This window comes from Pseudanabaenaceae cyanobacterium SKYG29, from assembly GCA_025055675.1.
GTDB lineage: Bacteria > Cyanobacteriota > Cyanobacteriia > Pseudanabaenales > Pseudanabaenaceae > M5B4.
This window is the reverse complement of sequence record JANWWT010000001.1, coordinates 690,963-708,398: the sequence shown is the minus strand read 5'-3', so window position 1 is coordinate 708,398 and position 17,436 is coordinate 690,963. Positions and strand designations below refer to the sequence as shown.

Below are 17,436 nucleotides of genomic sequence, written 5' to 3'. Positions count from 1 at the left end.
CCCTCTATAATTAGCATTACTCTTCTTGCAGCTAGTATGACGAAAATCATCCGTGGTCCAGTTTTTGTTGTGGATGACAACATCGATACTGACCAAATCATCCCAGCCGAGTACCTGACCCTTGTTCCTTCTAATCCGGAAGAGTACGAAAAATTGGGGAGCTATGCCCTCAGTGGCTTACCCGATCGCTACGGCAAATTTGTGGAACTAGGGGAGATGAAGACCAAATACCCGATCGTAATTGCGGGGGAAAATTTCGGCTGTGGTTCATCGCGGGAACATGCCCCCATAGCCCTAGGAGCAGCAGGAGTAGAAGCCGTAGTCGCCCAATCCTATGCCCGCATCTTCTTCCGTAACTGCGCCGCCACAGGGGAACTCTACCCATGGGAGTGCGAAACCCGCCTCTGTGAAGAATTCCAAACCGGACACCTAGCCACGATCGATTTTGATCAAAACCTCATACATAACGAAACCACAGGAAAAACCTATCCCTTACGTCCCCTGGGAGAAATTCGCCCCGTTATTGAAGCTGGGGGACTATTCGCCTACGCGCGCCAGACTGGAATGATTCCCAACCGTGCCTAAGTTGACCTATAGTGCCCCGATTTTCACCTATCAGATTGACTTTGCTGGTCACGTGAACAACGGCGTCTATTTCCAGTGGCTAGAGGAGGCAAGGCAATTGCTACTAGCGCAGGTGGGATTGCCCATCCCCCAGCTCCTCGAAGGAGGTATCATCCCTATCATAGCTAATTTTGCTATTGAGTACAGACATCCCCTCTACCTCCATAACACTATGCACCTGCAGATGTGGTGTGGGGAAGTGAGTTATGCCTCTGTCATGATTGTGGGAGAAATTCGCAATGAGCACAGCACCTTAATTGCTACATCTAAGCAAAAAGCACTATTCATCAACGCGCAAACCCGCAAGCCCCAACGCTTTACCCCTGAACAGCGGACAAAGTTCCTCCTATACAAAGGGGAATGAATAAGAGACAATACTTATACATACCTCTAATCTTGCGGTTAGAGGTTCGGACTACTCGCCGAAGGCGGCAAAAGGTGATACAAGTTAAAGCTAAGTGATGAGGAGTAAGCAACATGACAGCGAGCAGAGCGCCCCTACCGCGGATTGAGACTCGCCCTGTTTCCCGCCCCCTAACCCAGAGAAGAGCCAAACCAAAACCTACATCCCAAACCCAACTCCTCCATCGCTTACAGTTGTTGCAAAATTTGGCAGTTGGCAGTGTTGTTCTCCTGACGGGTTGTGTGTTTGTCCTCTATGCCTGGACGGTTTACGTACAAAAGCGCTGGAATCAGCAATACAGCAAGCTGGAATACCTAAAGCAACTAGAAGGTAGGCTAATCAATGCAACGGAAGCTCTGCAGCACGATCGCATACAACAGGCTTGGGAAGAGGGAAAATTACTGCGGGAAACCCCCGATCGGATTATTTTTATTGAAGCTCAACCACCCCGTCCCCCTATCCAACCCCCTACGCCGAGCCCAGACCCTGCCCCTCAACTACCGATTGCCTACTAGTTAGGTTTTACGCTCCGCTAGCAATAGACGGGAGAAGTAAAACTTTGTTTTCTGCATCGCGTCTTTGGTGACAGTGAATCCCGCGGCTGCTAGAGTTTGGCGGATTGCACTTTCAGGATGGAGGTAGGCGCGAGTAGCTTTACTAGCCCCAGGGAAAAGGGAGCCAATTTTTTTGAGGATGGCGTAGTAAAGAGTCTTGGGGGCAAAGCTTAAAATCAGACGGTGGGTGCTCAAACTAGCAAGATGCTTGATCATTCTTTGGGCATCTGCCAGGGGATAGTGAATAAGGACATCCAGACAGATAACTGTATCGTAAGTACCTGTAATTTGCTCTAGGTCAGCAACTTGGAACTGGGGATTGTCAGGATTAACTGCTTGGGATTTCGCTACTTCTACCATCCTGGCAGAAATGTCATTTGCCCAAACTTTTGCTCCTAGTTGTGCTAGGGGAAGACTTAAACTACCTGTGCCACAACCCACATCACAAATACTGATGTTTTCTAAACTGCCCTCTTCTTTTAGCCAGGTGAGCACCCGATCGATCGTTTGTTGATGTCCCAGGCGAATATCCGCTTGCACGGAATTGACTGGTTCTGTACCATAGATGCGCCGCCACCGCTCGAAGCCTACACCGTTAAAGTACTCCTTGACCACCTCTTTATCATTATCTCGTCTGGTGAGCTTGTCGATATCTCGTCTGGTGAGCTTGTCGAACCAGAGCTTGTCGAACCAGAGCTTGTCGAACCAGAGCTTGTCTTCGCTAAACTCAGCCCTTCGGTCGAACGAGAACCGAGGTTTGATGGTCAAACCGATCGTTATACCTACCACAACCAAAGCCAGAAAAAGCAACGATTGCCATTGTGTCCAGAATAGACTTGTCATAGATACAAAACTTTATAGTCATCTCAACTATGTTACACGGTTCCCGTGAGCTAACCGAACACACCTATTGGATGGAGCAAGCCCTAGAGCTAGCGCGACAAGCAGGAGCAGCGGGAGAGATTCCTGTAGGAGCGGTGATAGTTGATGACCAAGATAATGTCCTTGCCAAGGCAAACAACCGCAAAGAAAGGGACGGTGACCCCCTCGCCCACGCCGAAATTTTAGCCATTCAGCAAGCTACCCGCGTTCTGCAATGTCGCTATTTACTCAACTGTCGTCTTTATGTCACGTTGGAACCCTGTCCCATGTGTGCCGGCGCGATCGTTTTAGCCCGTCTGGGCATGGTCATCTACGGGGCTGCTGATAGCAAAACGGGGGCTATGGGGTCTGTTTTAGATATTCCCCGCAGTCCTGCCGCTTTTCACAGTGTGACAGTGATTAAAGGCGTGAAAGACAGAGAATGTCGTGAATTGATGCAATCTTGGTTTCGGCAACTGCGAGCTGCTAAGAAACAGGAGAAAGGATAATCTGCCCTTCTAAGCGAGTTGTACGATCGTCAACACGAGTTTGTGTAAAGGTAATTGCGTCAATGGAGTTGAGAATTGCCATTGTCTCCTTGAACCAATCCTGAGCTTGCCATTCTGGAGGAGCAATATTGTTACTAAACAAAGCCCGTGCCACCCCCATATCTAGATAGAAATAACCGCCATTTGTCTGCGGCAAACCTGCCACCGATCGTTGCCATTTAGCATCGCTTAACAGTGAATTATTGAACTTAATTTGATCCCCCAATTCCCCCATTGCCCAGAAGTTATATCCACCAACTGCGCCATGACTAGCCGCAACTGATTTACCGACTAACCACAGAGTGCGGTCATTTTTTCCCTGCAAAGTCACACCCTTGGGTAACAACCCACCCTGGGAATTAACTGCCAAATTATCCAACTGCTCAAAAAAACGCTGACTTGCCTGTCTACCCCCTTCCGCCAAAAAAACCAGACCAAACCCCGTGGTTTTACCTAGTACACCAGTTTGGGTAGGTATTCCTGCGATACCCCATTCCCCCTGCATCCAACCAAAAACATCCTGTTCCAGGTCTAAACCTGCTTCACTGAGCAGAGAATTGCGCCATTCCGTAATTTTTGTCTGATCGGCGAAAACATTAGTGAAAAACAACCAACTCTCCCTCAGTTGCCAGCCGCTCACATAGAAGAATGTTTGTGCTGGCAGCAGAGCAACCAGCTTGGACTCTCTATCAGAAATGGGGGGTAGAGGGTTACGGAAGTAGGTCTGGAATTTGACATGTAATCCCTGCGGCAGTGTTGTCAGGGCAAAAGAGAAAGCTTCTGGTTCTTTTAGCCGAGTTTTATCAGCAAATAAATTGGTATTCTGTCTCACCAGACCATGGAGGAGTAACCGATCGGTAGTTTCTGTCTGCAATTTGAGCGAGCTTGATGACTGCCAAACTGCTAAAGCTGCTAAAGCCGGTTGTCTGTTTTGTGCCACATCAATGATCTGGAACAAGGCTTGGGGGTGACTAGCGATAACCACTGCATCCTTGACTAGGGCAACAACTTCTGAACGATCGGGGTTACTATTTTGCTGATAGATAATCCCTTCATAGCTACGTTCTTCACTTTGACTCCAGCTCCCCTGATAACGTCTGATAAAATCCTTTGCCCCCGCTGTACTCTGAGCAGGTATAAGCACCGCCACGGCTGTACTCTCATCCTGACTACTACCTAAAAGAGCCAAACCCACCATGCCCCTTGACCAGGGCTGTACATGCCTTTGCCAGTCTAATCCCGCCTGTTGCACCATCCTCATTACAGGTAAACGATCGAGGCTTTTTGCCAGGACTTCCCTAGCACTGGGGGCAACAGACTTATGGACAAACGACCAAGCCTGGGGAGTCATATCCACTGTGCACAAAACCTCTGTAGTTTGAGGCAAGAGAGTAGCAACGTAGTCCAGATTAACCACCTGCTGACGGGACCAGCCGAACCATAAACCCAAACCCACACCAGCGATTGGCAATAGTAGGAGTATCAACCACCAACGACTAAAGGTAGTCTGTCTTTTCTTCCTAGGGGCAACCATGACAAAGATAACAGAAACCGTCGTTATTATAGAGCGAGGGGGTGAAAATTTGGTAGCATATAATTGTTTTGTTTAAGCTGTGTAGTTTTTATGGAAACACCCTTAGCCCTTTCCTATTTGCTTTTGTTGATAGCGATATTGGCAGTTGTAGGTTTCTTAGTAGTCAGGGAAATTCTGCGCAATCGCGAATTAGAAAAAGTGATCAGCGAGCTGCAACCCAAGTTACAAAAACAAAAAGGTACGCCAGAGGAACACTATGAATTAGGTAGCGTCTATCTCAAAAAGAAACTCTATGCTGCCGCTATTAAAGAACTACAACAAGCCATCAAAAAATCCCCGTCTCCTTTTCCCGAAGCCCTTAACGCCTTGGGCTATGCCTACTTCTGCCAGGAACAGTATGACCTTGCCATCAAAACCTACAAAGAAGCTGTTGAAGCTAAACCTGACTATACTGTTGCCTGGAACAACCTTGGTCATGCCTACGAGAAGAAAAAATTGATTCCCCAAGCGATTGAGGCCTATCAAAAAACAATAACGATCGATGCTAACAACAAAACTGCCCAACAGAGACTAGAGTCTTTACAGAAACGGGTATGACCGTACTAAATCTCAGCCCTATTACTAAACTCACTCTTGCTGACTTTGAAAAACTGTGTGCAGCTAACCCTGATTTGCGTTTAGAAATGACAGCCCAAGGAGAATTAATTGTTATCCCTCCCACTGGTGGCGAAACTGGCAATAAAAACTTTGCAATTAATGTGGAACTGGGTGTATGGAACCGTTGCTACGACAAAGGAAAAGCTTTTGACTCCTCCACTGGATTTTTGCTACCCAATGGGGCAGTACGTTCTCCCAATGCTGCCTGGGTGAGTATGGAAAGATGGAACAGTTTGACTTCCGAGGAGCGCAAAAAATTCTTGCCCCTATGTCCCGATTTCCTCTTGGAATTGCTTTCTCCCTCTGACGATTGGCAAAGTGGTCTAACCAAGATGCAAGAATACATGGACAATGGTTGTCGGTTGGGCAGAAAGCAAACGGGTAGCAATTTATCGTCCTAACCAAGCTCCTGAAATTCTCACAGCTCCGGCTGCTCTCTCAGGGGAAGATGTCCTGGAAAACTTTACTCTATCTTTGTCGTTTCTGTAGTAACTATGAGTGTATTAAATCTGGAACCGATCGGTAAAGTAACCCTAGCAAAGTTTGAGAAGCTGTGTAAGGCTAATCCTGATTTGAGGTTAGAATTGACGGCTACGGGAGAGTTAGTTGTTATGCCCCCCGCTGGTGGTGAAACTGGTAGCTATAATGCGGAGTTAAATGCAGATTTAGTTTTGTGGAATCGTGTTAGTGGCAAAGGTAGGGTATTTGATTCTTCCACTGGATTTGTACTACCTAATGGGGCAGTGCGTTCTCCCGATGCTGCTTGGGTGAGTATGGAAAGATGGAACAGTTTGACTCCCGAGGAGCGCAAAAAATTCTTGCCCCTGTGCCCGGATTTCGTCCTAGAATTACTATCTCCCTCTGACGATTGGCAAAGTGGTCTAACCAAGATGCAAGAATACATGGACAATGGTTGTCGGTTGGGGTGGCTGATTGACCCAGAAAGCCAACGCGTAGCAATTTATCGCTCTAACAAAGCTCCTGAAATTCTCACAGCTCCGGCTGCTCTCTCAGGGGAAGATGTCCTGGAAAACTTTACTCTCTCTTTATCATTTCTGTGGCAGTTATGACTGTATTAAACTTGGAACCGATCGGTAAGGTAACCCTAGCAGAGTTTGAGAAGCTGTGTAAGGCTAATCCTGATTTGAGGTTAGAATTGACGGCTACGGGAGAGTTAGTTGTTATGCCCCCCGCTGGTGGTGAAACTAGTAATCGGAATGCCGAAATAGTAACGGACATTAGTATTTGGAACCGCTCTAGTCAGAGGGGGAAAGTATTTGATTCTTCTGCTGGTTTCGTTCTTCCCAATGGAGCTGTGCGTTCCCCCGATGCTGCTTGGGTTCCTCTGCAAAAATGGGACAGCTTGACTACTGAAGAGCGCCAAAAATTCTTACCTCTCTGCCCTGATTTTGTGATAGATCTGCTTTCCCCTTCTGACAGTTGGCAAAGTGGTTTAGCTAAGATGCAAGAATACATGGACAATGGCTGTCGGCTGGGCTGGTTGATCGACCCTCAAACTAAGAAAGTAGCTATCTATCGCCCCCACAGACTACCTGAAATTCTTACTGCTCCCGCTACTCTTTCTGGAGAAGATGTCCTGGAAAACTTTACTCTCTCTCTATCATTTCTGTGGTAACTATGACTGTGTTAAATCTGGAACCGATCGGTAAAATAACCCTGGCGGAGTTTGAGAAACTGTGTAAGGCTAATCCTGATTTGAGGTTAGAATTGACAGCGGCAGGAGAATTAATTGTTATGCCCCCCGCTGGTGGAGAGACTAGCAACAGAAATTTTGAAATTGGTGTAGAGTTAGGTATGTGGAATCGACGTGTTGGCAAGGGAAAAGCTTTTGATTCATCTGCTGGTTTCATATTACCAAATAAAGCTGTACGTTCTCCTGATTTAGCTTGGGTTACTTTGGAAAAATGGAATAGCCTGACTCCTACACAGCGACAAAAATTTCTTCCCCTTTGTCCCGACTTTGTCATGGAATTACTTTCCCCTTCTGATAATTGGCAAGCTGGTCTAATCAAGATGCAAGAATACATGGATAACGGCTGTCGGCTGGGGTGGTTGATTGACCCTCAAACTAAGAAAGTAGCTATCTATCGCCCCCACAGACCGCCTGAAATTCTCACAGCTCCTGCCACTCTCTCAGGGGAAGATGTCCTGGAAAACTTTACTCTCTCTCTGTCATTTCTGTGGTAACTATGACTGTGTTAAATCTGGAACCGATCGGTAGGGTAACCCTAGCAGAGTTTGAGAAACTATGTGCTGCTAATCCTGATTTGAGGTTAGAATTGACGGCGGCAGGAGAGTTAGTTATCATGCCCCCCGCTGGTGGTGAAACTAGTAATCAGAACGCTGAAATAGTGATAGACCTTGGTAACTGGAATCGGGCAAAGAAACAAGGAAGAGTATTTGATTCTTCTGCTGGTTTTATTCTCCCCAATGGAGCGGTGCGTTCCCCTAATGCTGCCTGGATTCCCCTACAAAAGTGGGATAATTTAACTGCGGAAGAACGACAAAAATTCTTACCTCTCTGCCCTGATTTTGTGATAGAGTTACTTTCGCCTTCCGATAGTTGGCAAGGTGGTCTAGCTAAGATGCAAGAATACATGGATAACGGTTGTCGGCTGGGGTGGTTGATTGACCCCAAAACAAAGAAAGTAGCCATCTATCGTCCCCACAAACCGCCTGAAATTCTTACTGCTCCTCCCACTCTTTCTGGGGAAGATGTCTTAGCAGGATTTACACTCTCCCTGTCATTTTTGTGGTAAGTACAGATATGTCGAACTGAAAACCGAAACCAAAGTATCTTCGTCAGAGTTTGGGAAACTCTGTGCCACTACTACATTTTCTCTTCTATAATTCCCTCCGCCCAGTTGGCAATCATTTTGAGTTGATCGATCATACCGATCGGGGCATTTTGCCATAGGTTTCTTTGCTGTGCTTCTAACAGCCGCTCGGCAATATCTCTCAGTGCCCAGGGATTGACCGTTGCTATAAATTTTTGTACTTGTTCGTCCAGAACATAAGCATTAGCTACACCCTCATACATAAAATCAGCAACACAGTTAGTTGTGGCATCGTAGGCAAATAAAAAATCGACTGTTGCTGCTAATTCAAACGCCCCCTTGTAGCCATGGCGCATCATACCCTTGATCCACTTGGGATTAATCACTCTAGCACGATAAACCCTAGCAATTTCCTCCTGCAGTGTCCTTATTTTTGGATTTTGTTGACAGGAGTTATCCCCAAAATAAACCGCAGGCATAACCCCAGTAATTTGTTTAACGGCATTAGCTAAGCCGCCTTGAAACTGATAGTAGTCATCAGAATCTAGTAAATCGTGTTCCCGGTTGTCTTGATTATGTAATACTACTTCTAATTCCCCTAGTCTGGTAGCAAATACCTCTGGTAATGCTTCGCCTTCCATGTTCCCACCGTAAGCAAAATAACTGTTATCAATATAAGCACGGGCTAAATCAGCTGGACTAGACCAATTTTTAGAAGTAATAAGCCCCTGTAATCCTGCGCCAAAACACCCAGGGGCAGAACTAAAAATACGAGCAGTAGCCCTCTTCTCTGCCTCATAAAAAGATAGCCCCCGCTGTTGCCAAATTGCTATTTCTTGCTTTACTTTTGCAGCCAAGGGGTTGACATCCTCTGGTTCATCTAAGGTGGTAATTGACTTGATAACCCGATCGAATAACTCCAGCAAATTGGGAAAAGCATCCCGGAAAAAGCCTGATACTCTTAAAGTGACATCTACTCTGGGTCTGCCCAGAATTGTAGTTGGTAAAATAGCAAAGTCTACCACTCGGCGGGAAATTCCATCCCAAATTGGTTGTGCTCCCAACAAAGCCAGAGCTTGGGCAAAGTCATCACCACCAGTACGCATTGTAGCCGTTCCCCAGATAGAAATAGCTACACTTCTGGGATATTCCCCATGCATTTGTGTGTGATATTCTATTAAATTTTCTGCAGCTCTGCTACCCACATCCCATGCCGTTTCTGTTGGTATAGCCCGAATATCTACACTGTAAAAGTTCCGTCCTGTCGGTAAAACTTCTGGTCTGCCTCTAGTCGGTGCCCCTGACGCACCACTTGGTACAAACTCTCCATTAAGGCCCCTTAATAAATTAGTAGTCTCCTGCTCAGTTCTGTAGAGCCTTGGTAATAGATATTCCTGCACCCACACTAACTCCGATCGGATTGGCTCCTGTAGTGCTTCTGTATTGGTCCCCCCTAATAACTTCTCTACTAAAGTAATAGCATGCTCTTCAATTTTGCTCACAGCATCACCAATGGTACGACAGTCAGCAATATAGCTGTTGGTTGTGGCTAGCTTATCACCTAAATTAGCAGTGAGGGGGTCAAAGTTTAAGCCCCAGCTTTTCGCAATTGCCCTAGTTAAACCCGATCGGCTGGCTGTAGGATTGCGGGCAATGGCAATAATTAAATCCCTTAACTGTGTACCGCTGGGACAACAACCAAAAATATGCAAGCCGTCTCTAATTTGTAATTCCTTTAGTTCACACAAGTAGCCATCAGCAGTAGAGAGAATCCGATCGATGTTTTGATTTAACTCCTCTATACTAATCCCCAAGTCATAGTGCAGATGCTCTGACTTAATTAAATTGACTAGTCTTTCTCTGACCAGAGGTAGCCGATCGGGTTCTAGGGTTTCTACCTCGTAGTATTCATCAATCAAGCATTCCAGTTGTTGCAATTTACCATAGAGTTCAGCCCTAGTCATGGGCGGAGTTAGATGGTCTAAGATAACAGCGTGCGTGCGTCTCTTTGCCTGTGATCCTTCCCCAGGGTCATTAACTATGAAGGGATAAAAGTGGGGAATAGCTCCTAAAATTAACTCAGGGTAACATGTCTCTGACAAAGCCACTGCTTTACCTGGCAGCCATTCTAAATTTCCATGCTTACCTACATGGACTATGGCATCTGCCTGAAAAATTTCCCTCAGCCAAATGTAAAAAGCTAAATACTCATGGGGGGGAACTAGGTCAGGATTGTGGTAATTGCAACTAGGGTCAGGGTCATGGCTCCTGGCTGGTTGAATACCGACAAAAATATTGCCAAATTGCTGACCAGCTATACTAAACTCCCCTATCTGTTGATAGTCTCCCCATTGCTTAGTTATTTCTGTTTGCACCCGATCGGGTAATTTTAACCAAAACTCTGCATACTGTTGTTGGGATAAGGTTTGACGGCTAGGGCGGACTATGTTGGCTGCACGGTCATTAGTTTTTGTAGTAGTAAGTAAATTAATTAACTCCTCACCTGTGCTGGGAATTCCTGATAACTTATATCCAGCTTCCTGCAATGCTTGCAAAATTTTTAGGCAGCTGTGGGGTGTATCTAACCCTACACCGTTACCAATTCTGCCATCTTGATTAGGGTAGTTAGCGAGGATAAGAGCTATCTTTTTTTCAGAATTTGGCTTTTGTCTCAACCTTATCCAACCATCAGTTAAGTCAACAATAAAGGCAATGCCCGATCGGTGTGGTTCATAGGCTAAAACTTGTGTTTGTAGTGATTGGCTAAAGTCTAAATCTGCTTTGAAGGAGGCAACTCTGGTGCTAATTCTGCCATCTACTTCAGGCATGACAACATTCATTGCCATGTCACGAGGTGCCAGACCTTTTTTGCTATTTAGCCAGGCTTGTTTAGTATTAGTAGAAAAAATTACTTGTAGCACAGGCACATTCAGATTTTGCCATAAATCAATTGTAGATACTTCTTGTTTTAGGTCAGCAATAGAGAAGCTAGTAGTATTGAGAATCACCTGACAATCTGCACATAGTTCCCTCACAGCTTTTTGGATGTCAGGGTTCTTCAGAGATGAGACATAGATAGGGATAACTTGTATCTGTTTCTCCCCCAGGGCATAAACTAATTCATCGATCGTTTTGGTATTTCCTGATAGATAATGGGCACGGTAGAAGAGTAGGGCAACTTTCCTATCTGTAGTCAAGGTTTTGTGGGGGGTGGGGTAAATACCAAAGCGGGGTATAGTTGCTGGCTCATGGTAGTCAATGGCATAACCCAAGCATCGGTTAGCGATGTAGTAGAGCAAATTTTGATAGTTCTGACTACCTCCCTCCAGAAAGTACTGCCAAATATAGTTGACTGTAACAGCATCTACTGTGGAGTGACTCAGCAAATCTAGGTCAGGTATGTCATCCCCTGGTAGAACAATTAACTGCGCGCCCGTTGTTTCTGCTGTTGCCTTTACTACCTCTAAGCCATAACTCCAATATGACCTGCCACCAATAATGCGCAAGATAATTACTTGGGCAAACCTTAAGACCTCATCAGCGTAGGTATCGATAACAATTTGTTGCTGCAGCTGCAAAATATTTACTACTCTCAGGGCAGGAAAATCTGTTGGCAAATTGGTTGCTACCTGGGCCAAAATTTGAATATCGGTATCAGCAGCGGTAATGAAAATAATGGGAGCTGGTTCTTGATTGACAAATATAATACTATCAGTAGTACTTTCACTTTTACCTGGCGTAGTCACAAGGCGGTGCATAATGGCAGTAATAATTGCAAGCGAAAGGAGTGGTGTGGGCAAAACAACAGTTGCCCTTGCTATTTTAGCAGCAATGAAATGTTGGGGTAAAGTGGTGCAATCTTTTAAGGTCGGTCCCGACTACATTGACCCTATGTATCATACCAAAATTACTGGTTTACCCTGCCGTAATCTCGACCCTATTTTGACATCAGAAGACTATGTTCAAGAGTGCTTTGCTCGCCATGCTCAGTCCTATTGCCTTATTGAAGGGGTGATGGGTTTATTTGACGGTGCTACTGGTGTTAATGATTTTGGTAGCACTGCCCATATCGCTAAATTGTTGGATATACCTGTAGTTCTCGTGCTCAATTGTAGCAGTATTTCCCGATCGATCGGGGCAATTATACAGGGCTATACTACGTTTGATCCCCAGGTAAAGATAGCAGGTGTCATACTAAATTTTATCAGTAGTGACAGGCATGTGGAGATTTTGGAGCAGGCAATTGCTAGTTTCAATCTACCCATTCTAGGTCGTATTTGGCGTGGTCAAGCTCCCACAGTTCCTGAGCGCTATCTTGGTTTAGTTCCTCCTGGGGAATTACTTAATTTAGACGACATTATTGATCACTTAGCCCATCTAGGTAAATCTAGCTTTACTTGGGATTTATTATTGCCATTACTGCAAACAGATTCCCATGATTGTCTACCGTCACCACCCCAACCAACAGTAAGATTAGCAGTTGCCTGGGATGAGGCATTTAACTTCTATTATGCTGACAATTTTGATTTGCTGCAGTCTGTAGGTATGGAGTTGGTATATTTCAGTCCCCTACAGGATTGCGCTCTACCTCCTGGTGTCGATGGCTTGTATTTCGGTGGAGGATTTCCTGAACTGTTTGGCGATTGTCTATCTAACAATACTGAGCTGATTGACTGCCTACAAAGGCTAATTTATAGTGGCATACCTACCTATGCTGAGTGTGGGGGTTTGATGTATCTCTGCCAGGGAATTGTTGATAGTAACGATCGGTTCTACCCTCTGTTAAATATTCTACCCACTACGGCAAAAATGACTGATAAACTGACACTGGGCTATCGCTTAGCTACTGTACAAAATCCCAGTTTCCTCTGTCAAGTAGGGGAACAATTTTGGGGGCATGAATTTCACCGATCGGTCTTAACGAAATATAGTCCTCAGCCTGTCTTCCAATTGCACAGATATAACTCCCAACTACCAGCAAATCCCGATGGTTGGAGTCTGTTAAATGTCCATGCTGCCTATGTCCATCTCCATTTTGGTGGCAAGACATATCTACTCCAGCGGTGGCAAGGGCTGTGTCGACGCTATCAGCAACTAAGATGCACCAGGGATAACTAGGGGCAAAAATTCCGCTATTTTCGGCTGTACAAGCTCCCTCTCTGGAGTTATACTCAACTTGGCGTGGTGTAAAGGATGAACAATGGCGTTCGGCGAGACTCACGAGCTGCTGAAACCAGTTGACTTCAGCGGGAGGCCCTTCCACTTTATCGGTATTGGCGGGATTGGAATGTCGGGAATTGCGCACATTCTGGCAAAAAAGGGTCTGACAGTCACTGGCTCAGATATTGCCCCTAATCGCATCACGCGGCAACTGGAACAACTAGGTGTGCGTATCTTCCAAGGACATGAGTTGCAGAATATCAATGTTGCAGCCCAACCCCAAGTTGTCTGTTCTAGTGCTATTCATCCCCACAATGTTGAATTGCAAACAGCCCTAACCCATAACCTGCCTGTGTTACACCGATCGGATGTGTTGGCAGCGTTGATGGCACAGTCCCACAGCATTGCGGTGGCAGGAACCCATGGTAAAACTACGACGAGCAGTTTAATTGGTTTCCTATTGCTGCAGGCGGGTTTAGACCCCACGATCGTAGTCGGTGGTGAGGTGGACACTTGGGAGGGGAATGCCAGACTGGGGCAAAGTCAGTACCTTGTAGCAGAGGCAGATGAGTCAGACGGTTCCCTGGTCAGGTTTGCTCCCCAAATTGGGGTAGTAACGAACATTGAACTAGACCATCCCGACCACTACAGCAGTTTGGAACAAGTGATTGCTACTTTTCAGCACTTTGGACGGCAGTGTGAAACCTTGGTTGCCTGCGTGGACTGCCACAATGTGCGGGCGCATTTGCCAGCAACTATTACCTATGGGTTAGAACAAGCAGCGGATTACACAGCGCGGCAAATTCACTACAGGGCAGAGGGCACCTTAGCAGAGGTATGGGAACGGGGTCAACCCCAAGGGATAATTCAATTGCGGATTTTGGGTAAGCATAATTTGTTGAATACCTTGGCAGCGATTGCTGTAGCACGGCATCTGGGAGTAAGTTGGCAGGTAATCACTGCTGCTCTACCACTATTTGCAGGGGCAAAACGGCGGTTTGAATGGAAAGGGAGCTACAATGGCATTACCTTCATCGATGACTATGCCCATCACCCCAGCGAAATTCGGGCGACCCTCACTTCGGCAAAATTACATAGACAACACCAAATTGTGGCTATCTTTCAGCCCCACCGCTATAGCCGTACCCAAGCCCTACTACAGGAATTTGCCCAGGCGTTTGCGGATGCCGATCGGGTGGTAATCACGGACATCTACGGTGCAGGGGAGAGTAACACTTTTAATATTTCTGGGGCGGATGTGGCAGCGGCAGTGGCAAAGATGCATCCCTGCGTTTCCTATCAACCCCGTTTGAGTGATGTGCAAGCTTTTTTGCTGAAATGTCTGTCCCCAGGGGATTTGGCGCTGTTCCTAGGAGCGGGTAACTTGAATCAAATCATTACGCCCACCTTGGAAGCAATGGCACGGGCAGGAGCAAGGGTGTAATGTGGCAGACAGGTGTACCCCTGAGTAACTTTACCTCTTGGCGGGTGGGAGGGGCAGCGGAATTTTTGGCTCTACCGCGATCGGTCTTGGAACTACAGGCAATCTTGGAGCGGGGGCAGGGTTTACCCTTGACTTTTTTGGGGGCGGGCAGCAATTTGTTAGTCAGCGATCGGGGTATTCCTGGTTTGGTCATCTGTACCAAGTATCTGCGGGGTGTCAGGTGGACGGCAGACAGGGTCTATGTGGGGGCAGGAGAACCTCTGCCCAAATTGGCTTGGCAGTTGGCAAAGCGGGGCTGGGCAGGCTTGGAGTGGGCGGTAGGGATTCCAGGGACGGCTGGGGGTATGGCAGTAATGAATGCGGGGGCGCAGGGGGGGTGTGCTGCGGACTGTGTAGTGGGGGTAGAAGTGTGGACTACTGCTGGTCAACGGCAATGGTTGGCTAGGGAGGATTTGCAATATAGTTATCGTCATTCCGTGCTGCAGGGGGGCAATGCTATTGTGACAGAGGTGGTGCTACAGTTACAGCCAGGACATGACCCACAGTCGGTATTGGCGCGGACAAGACAGAATTATGAACATCGCCATCGCACCCAACCCTATCATCTCCCCAGTTGCGGCAGTGTATTTCGCAATCCGCCTAACTACGCTGCTGGTTGGTTAATCGATCGCTGTGGGTTAAAGGGTTATCAACTAGGGCAGGCCCAGGTGTCAGAACTCCATGCCAATTTTATTTTGAACTTAGGGGGAGCAAAGGCACGGGAGATTTATGAACTAATGGAGACAATTAAGCTTAAGGTGTGGGAGCAGTGGTCAATTTTATTGCAACCAGAGGTAAAGATGATCGGGGATTTTAGCTATTAGTTTGTCACGGCGGCATTTGTTGTACGTACTACCTTACTTGGAGCAGGGGGGGACGGAAAAGCATACTCTCTCCCTAGCTGTGTATTTCCGCCAATTTTATCGTGTGTCTCTGCTTGCTCCCCCTGGTTCCACTGCCCACCAATTTACCGCTTTGGACATCTTGCCCTATCACTTTCCCCGCTGGGATTTTAATTTTGCCCAGGGTATTTGCCAACTATACCAACATCTCCAGGCTATTCATAAACAGACTAAAATTGATTTAATCCATGTCCATGCTGCCCCTGAGTTGATGTTGGCAGTAAAACTATTTCTACCACAAATACCGATCGTTTTTACTGTCCATGGCTATCATGGTGCTGGCAAAAACTGGAGCTATTGGTTAGGCAGTCAACTGGCAAATTGGGGTGCCGATCGGGTGATCGCTGTCTGTCGCGGGGAAGGGAATATCCTCCTAGGATATGGTCTCAAGCGGCACAAGCTCACAGTCATTTACAATGGTGTTTGTCTGCCATCGATTTCAGAGAATAGTTGCCAAGCACTTAGGCAAAAATTGGCGTTAGGGGAGGGGGAGATTGTGATTGGTACTTTAGCCCGCTTAACACCTGAGAAAGGGATTACTTACCTCCTGGAAGCTTTTTGCCAATTAGTCCGCCAATATAATAACCTGCGTCTAGTGATTGCTGGAGAGGGAAAACAGCGGCATGAGTTAGAAAAGCAAGTTACTAACCGCCATCTACATAGCAAAGTCAACTTTTTGGGTTACATCGATCGCTCTGAAAATTTCCTAGCCCTGGTGGACATTTTTGTTCTGCCTTCCCTCCAGGAAGCTTTTAGTCTGGCAATTTTAGAGGCAATGGCTCTGGCAAAACCGATCGTGGCAACTAAGGTCGGCGGTACTCCCGAACAAATCCCCTCGGCTCAAATTGGCATGCTGGTACCCCCGCGGTCAATTTCCGGGTTAACGGTTGCCTTGGCAAAACTCATCTCTGACCCCCAACTCAGACAGACTATGGGACAGGCAGCCCAGGCTTACTATAGGGAAAATTTTACTTTAGAAAAGATGTTGCAACAGACCGCAACTATCTACGCTGATTTGTTAGAAAGCGCCGGCGCTATTCCCGATAGTGTTGTTTAATTTTATGCCATAGGAACTGAAAACGCCGTACCCGTCGGGTCATGGTGATGTTGGTATTAACCTCTAATTTAGCCTCTAAAATTTCCCGTAAATTACTACTAGAAATGGGGCGCTCTAGCTTCCCTCCCTCAGCAAACCCGATCGAGCCAGTTTCTTCCGACACCACAATACAAAAGCATTCAGGGATGCGTTCCGTAATCCCCATAGCGGCGCGATGTCTGGTGCCAATTTCCCGCGAGGCTTTGCGCTCGGATAGGGGTAAAATTACTCCCGCTGCCACAATTTTGTCCCCCCGAATAATTACTGCCCCGTCATGTAACAAGGTACTGGTTTGAAAGATAGTTTGTAACAACTCCTTGGAAAGCTGGGCATCAATTTTTACCCCTGGTTCGTGGATGTCCTTTTCCCCAATTGGTTCCCCTGTTTCTACCACTAGTAACGCCCCTGTGCGATTTTGTGATAGTTCCCGCACTGCTTCAATAATTTCATCGATGACAGCAACCGATCGGGAACCAGCACGGGCTTGGCGGTCCTGGGGCAAAAAATAACGCCAATTTCCCTCCCCCAAATTTTCTAGAAAGCGCCGAATTTCTGTTTGAAACATTACTGCCAAAGCAACAGAAATACCGGTTAATAAACTGTTGAGGACAAGGGTGAGCATAGGCAAACGCTCTACATTCCCCCAATTGATGATTTGCCGTAGCAGTAAAGTTACCACCACCAGAAAGATGTACCCCCGTGCTAACAAAACCGTGCGCCGATCGTTGCTCAAACTCAGCAGCCCCCAACTGAGGAGAAAGACTGCCGTTATATCGATGACCAGGGGTAGCCAAGTCGGCAACTTTTGCATTCATT

Annotated in this window: 17 protein-coding genes and 1 pseudogene; 14 read left to right on the top strand and 4 right to left on the bottom strand. The window is 46.7% G+C overall.

From position 1 onward, the window contains the following. Positions 1–36: 36 nt before the first annotated feature. From NZM01_03385 to NZM01_03375, 3 genes are all read left to right on the top strand, one after another. Positions 37–585 (top strand): 3-isopropylmalate dehydratase, encoded by a 549-nt coding sequence (locus NZM01_03385; GenBank protein ID MCS6959071.1) that lies wholly within the window; start codon positions 37–39, stop codon positions 583–585. 1 nt (position 586) lies between these two features. Next, positions 587–988 carry an acyl-CoA thioesterase gene (locus tag NZM01_03380; GenBank protein MCS6959070.1) on the top strand — a complete coding sequence of 134 codons (402 nt, stop codon included), beginning with the start codon at positions 587–589 and terminating at the stop codon, positions 986–988. Between the two features lie 113 nt (positions 989–1,101). Next, positions 1,102–1,542: a hypothetical protein gene (locus tag NZM01_03375; GenBank protein ID MCS6959069.1), complete on the top strand. Its 441-nt coding sequence runs from the start codon at positions 1,102–1,104 to the stop codon at positions 1,540–1,542. Here NZM01_03375 and bchM read toward each other — a convergent pair whose 3' ends face one another. Continuing rightward, on the bottom strand, positions 1,543–2,232 hold the full coding sequence (bchM, locus tag NZM01_03370) for a magnesium protoporphyrin IX methyltransferase (GenBank protein ID MCS6959068.1): 690 nt from the start codon (positions 2,230–2,232) through the stop codon (positions 1,543–1,545). 221 nt (positions 2,233–2,453) lie between these two features. Here bchM and tadA point away from each other — a divergent pair, with 221 nt between their 5' ends. Further along, positions 2,454–2,951, top strand: a complete 498-nt coding sequence (tadA, locus tag NZM01_03365; GenBank protein MCS6959067.1) for a tRNA adenosine(34) deaminase TadA — start codon at positions 2,454–2,456, stop codon at positions 2,949–2,951. Here the strand turns inward: tadA and NZM01_03360 are convergent. Beyond that, complete coding sequence (locus NZM01_03360) at positions 2,929–4,524, bottom strand: DUF3352 domain-containing protein (protein MCS6959066.1); 1,596 nt, start codon at positions 4,522–4,524, stop codon at positions 2,929–2,931. The genes tadA and NZM01_03360 overlap by 23 nt on opposite strands. A gap of 90 nt (positions 4,525–4,614) precedes the next feature. On the opposite strand from NZM01_03360, the gene NZM01_03355 reads away from it, so the two are divergent. The 6 genes and pseudogenes from NZM01_03355 to NZM01_03330 all read left to right on the top strand — a co-directional run bounded on the left by NZM01_03355 (position 4,615) and on the right by NZM01_03330 (position 7,961). Beyond that, on the top strand, positions 4,615–5,121 hold the full coding sequence (locus NZM01_03355) for a tetratricopeptide repeat protein (protein ID MCS6959065.1): 507 nt from the start codon (positions 4,615–4,617) through the stop codon (positions 5,119–5,121). Further along, positions 5,118–5,670: pseudogene (locus NZM01_03350) on the top strand (Uma2 family endonuclease). Before NZM01_03355 ends, NZM01_03350 begins: the two are co-directional and overlap by 4 nt. Positions 5,671–5,675: 5 nt before the next feature. Then, complete coding sequence (locus tag NZM01_03345; protein MCS6959064.1) at positions 5,676–6,251, top strand: Uma2 family endonuclease; 576 nt, start codon at positions 5,676–5,678, stop codon at positions 6,249–6,251. Next, positions 6,248–6,817, top strand: a complete 570-nt coding sequence (locus NZM01_03340; GenBank protein MCS6959063.1) for a Uma2 family endonuclease — start codon at positions 6,248–6,250, stop codon at positions 6,815–6,817. Before NZM01_03345 ends, NZM01_03340 begins: the two co-directional genes overlap by 4 nt. A 2-nt stretch (positions 6,818–6,819) precedes the next feature. Then, on the top strand, positions 6,820–7,389 hold the full coding sequence (locus tag NZM01_03335; protein ID MCS6959062.1) for a Uma2 family endonuclease: 570 nt from the start codon (positions 6,820–6,822) through the stop codon (positions 7,387–7,389). A gap of 2 nt (positions 7,390–7,391) precedes the next feature. Next, on the top strand, positions 7,392–7,961 hold the full coding sequence (locus tag NZM01_03330; protein MCS6959061.1) for a Uma2 family endonuclease: 570 nt from the start codon (positions 7,392–7,394) through the stop codon (positions 7,959–7,961). Between the two features lie 71 nt (positions 7,962–8,032). Here the strand turns inward: NZM01_03330 and cobN are convergent, their stop codons facing one another. After that, positions 8,033–11,737: a cobaltochelatase subunit CobN gene (cobN, locus tag NZM01_03325; GenBank protein MCS6959060.1), complete on the bottom strand. Its 3,705-nt coding sequence runs from the start codon at positions 11,735–11,737 to the stop codon at positions 8,033–8,035. Between the two features lies 1 nt (position 11,738). On the opposite strand from cobN, the gene NZM01_03320 reads away from it, so the two are divergent. The 4 genes from NZM01_03320 (at position 11,739) to NZM01_03305 (ending at position 16,581) form a co-directional block, all read left to right on the top strand. Further along, the gene (locus NZM01_03320) at positions 11,739–13,097 is read left to right on the top strand and encodes a cobyrinate a,c-diamide synthase (protein MCS6959059.1); all 1,359 of its coding nucleotides are present in this window, start codon (positions 11,739–11,741) and stop codon (positions 13,095–13,097) included. 106 nt (positions 13,098–13,203) lie between these two features. Continuing rightward, positions 13,204–14,583 carry a UDP-N-acetylmuramate--L-alanine ligase gene (gene murC / locus NZM01_03315; protein ID MCS6959058.1) on the top strand — a complete coding sequence of 460 codons (1,380 nt, stop codon included), beginning with the start codon at positions 13,204–13,206 and terminating at the stop codon, positions 14,581–14,583. Beyond that, the gene (murB, locus tag NZM01_03310; GenBank protein ID MCS6959057.1) at positions 14,583–15,446 is read left to right on the top strand and encodes a UDP-N-acetylmuramate dehydrogenase; all 864 of its coding nucleotides are present in this window, start codon (positions 14,583–14,585) and stop codon (positions 15,444–15,446) included. Before murC ends, murB begins: the two co-directional genes overlap by 1 nt. Position 15,447: 1 nt before the next feature. After that, entirely contained in the window at positions 15,448–16,581 is a 1,134-nt protein-coding gene (locus NZM01_03305) for a glycosyltransferase family 4 protein (protein MCS6959056.1), read from the top strand. Here NZM01_03305 and cdaA read toward each other — a convergent pair. Then, complete coding sequence (gene cdaA / locus NZM01_03300) at positions 16,559–17,431, bottom strand: diadenylate cyclase CdaA (GenBank protein MCS6959055.1); 873 nt, start codon at positions 17,429–17,431, stop codon at positions 16,559–16,561. The genes NZM01_03305 and cdaA overlap by 23 nt on opposite strands. Between the last annotated feature and the right edge of the window lie 5 nt (positions 17,432–17,436).

Coding starts and splice junctions, on each gene's coding strand:
- NZM01_03335 (MCS6959062.1), top strand. CDS start 6,820: ATGACTGTGTTAAATCTGGAACCGATCGGTAAAATAACCCTGGCGGAG.
- NZM01_03340 (MCS6959063.1), top strand. CDS start 6,248: ATGACTGTATTAAACTTGGAACCGATCGGTAAGGTAACCCTAGCAGAG.
- NZM01_03320 (MCS6959059.1), top strand. CDS start 11,739: ATGGCAGTAATAATTGCAAGCGAAAGGAGTGGTGTGGGCAAAACAACA.
- NZM01_03330 (MCS6959061.1), top strand. CDS start 7,392: ATGACTGTGTTAAATCTGGAACCGATCGGTAGGGTAACCCTAGCAGAG.
- NZM01_03385 (MCS6959071.1), top strand. CDS start 37: ATGACGAAAATCATCCGTGGTCCAGTTTTTGTTGTGGATGACAACATC.
- NZM01_03345 (MCS6959064.1), top strand. CDS start 5,676: ATGAGTGTATTAAATCTGGAACCGATCGGTAAAGTAACCCTAGCAAAG.
- NZM01_03360 (MCS6959066.1), bottom strand. CDS start 4,524: ATGGTTGCCCCTAGGAAGAAAAGACAGACTACCTTTAGTCGTTGGTGG.
- cobN (MCS6959060.1), bottom strand. CDS start 11,737: ATGCACCGCCTTGTGACTACGCCAGGTAAAAGTGAAAGTACTACTGAT.
- murB (MCS6959057.1), top strand. CDS start 14,583: ATGTGGCAGACAGGTGTACCCCTGAGTAACTTTACCTCTTGGCGGGTG.
- tadA (MCS6959067.1), top strand. CDS start 2,454: ATGTTACACGGTTCCCGTGAGCTAACCGAACACACCTATTGGATGGAG.
- NZM01_03375 (MCS6959069.1), top strand. CDS start 1,102: ATGACAGCGAGCAGAGCGCCCCTACCGCGGATTGAGACTCGCCCTGTT.
- cdaA (MCS6959055.1), bottom strand. CDS start 17,431: ATGCAAAAGTTGCCGACTTGGCTACCCCTGGTCATCGATATAACGGCA.
- NZM01_03355 (MCS6959065.1), top strand. CDS start 4,615: ATGGAAACACCCTTAGCCCTTTCCTATTTGCTTTTGTTGATAGCGATA.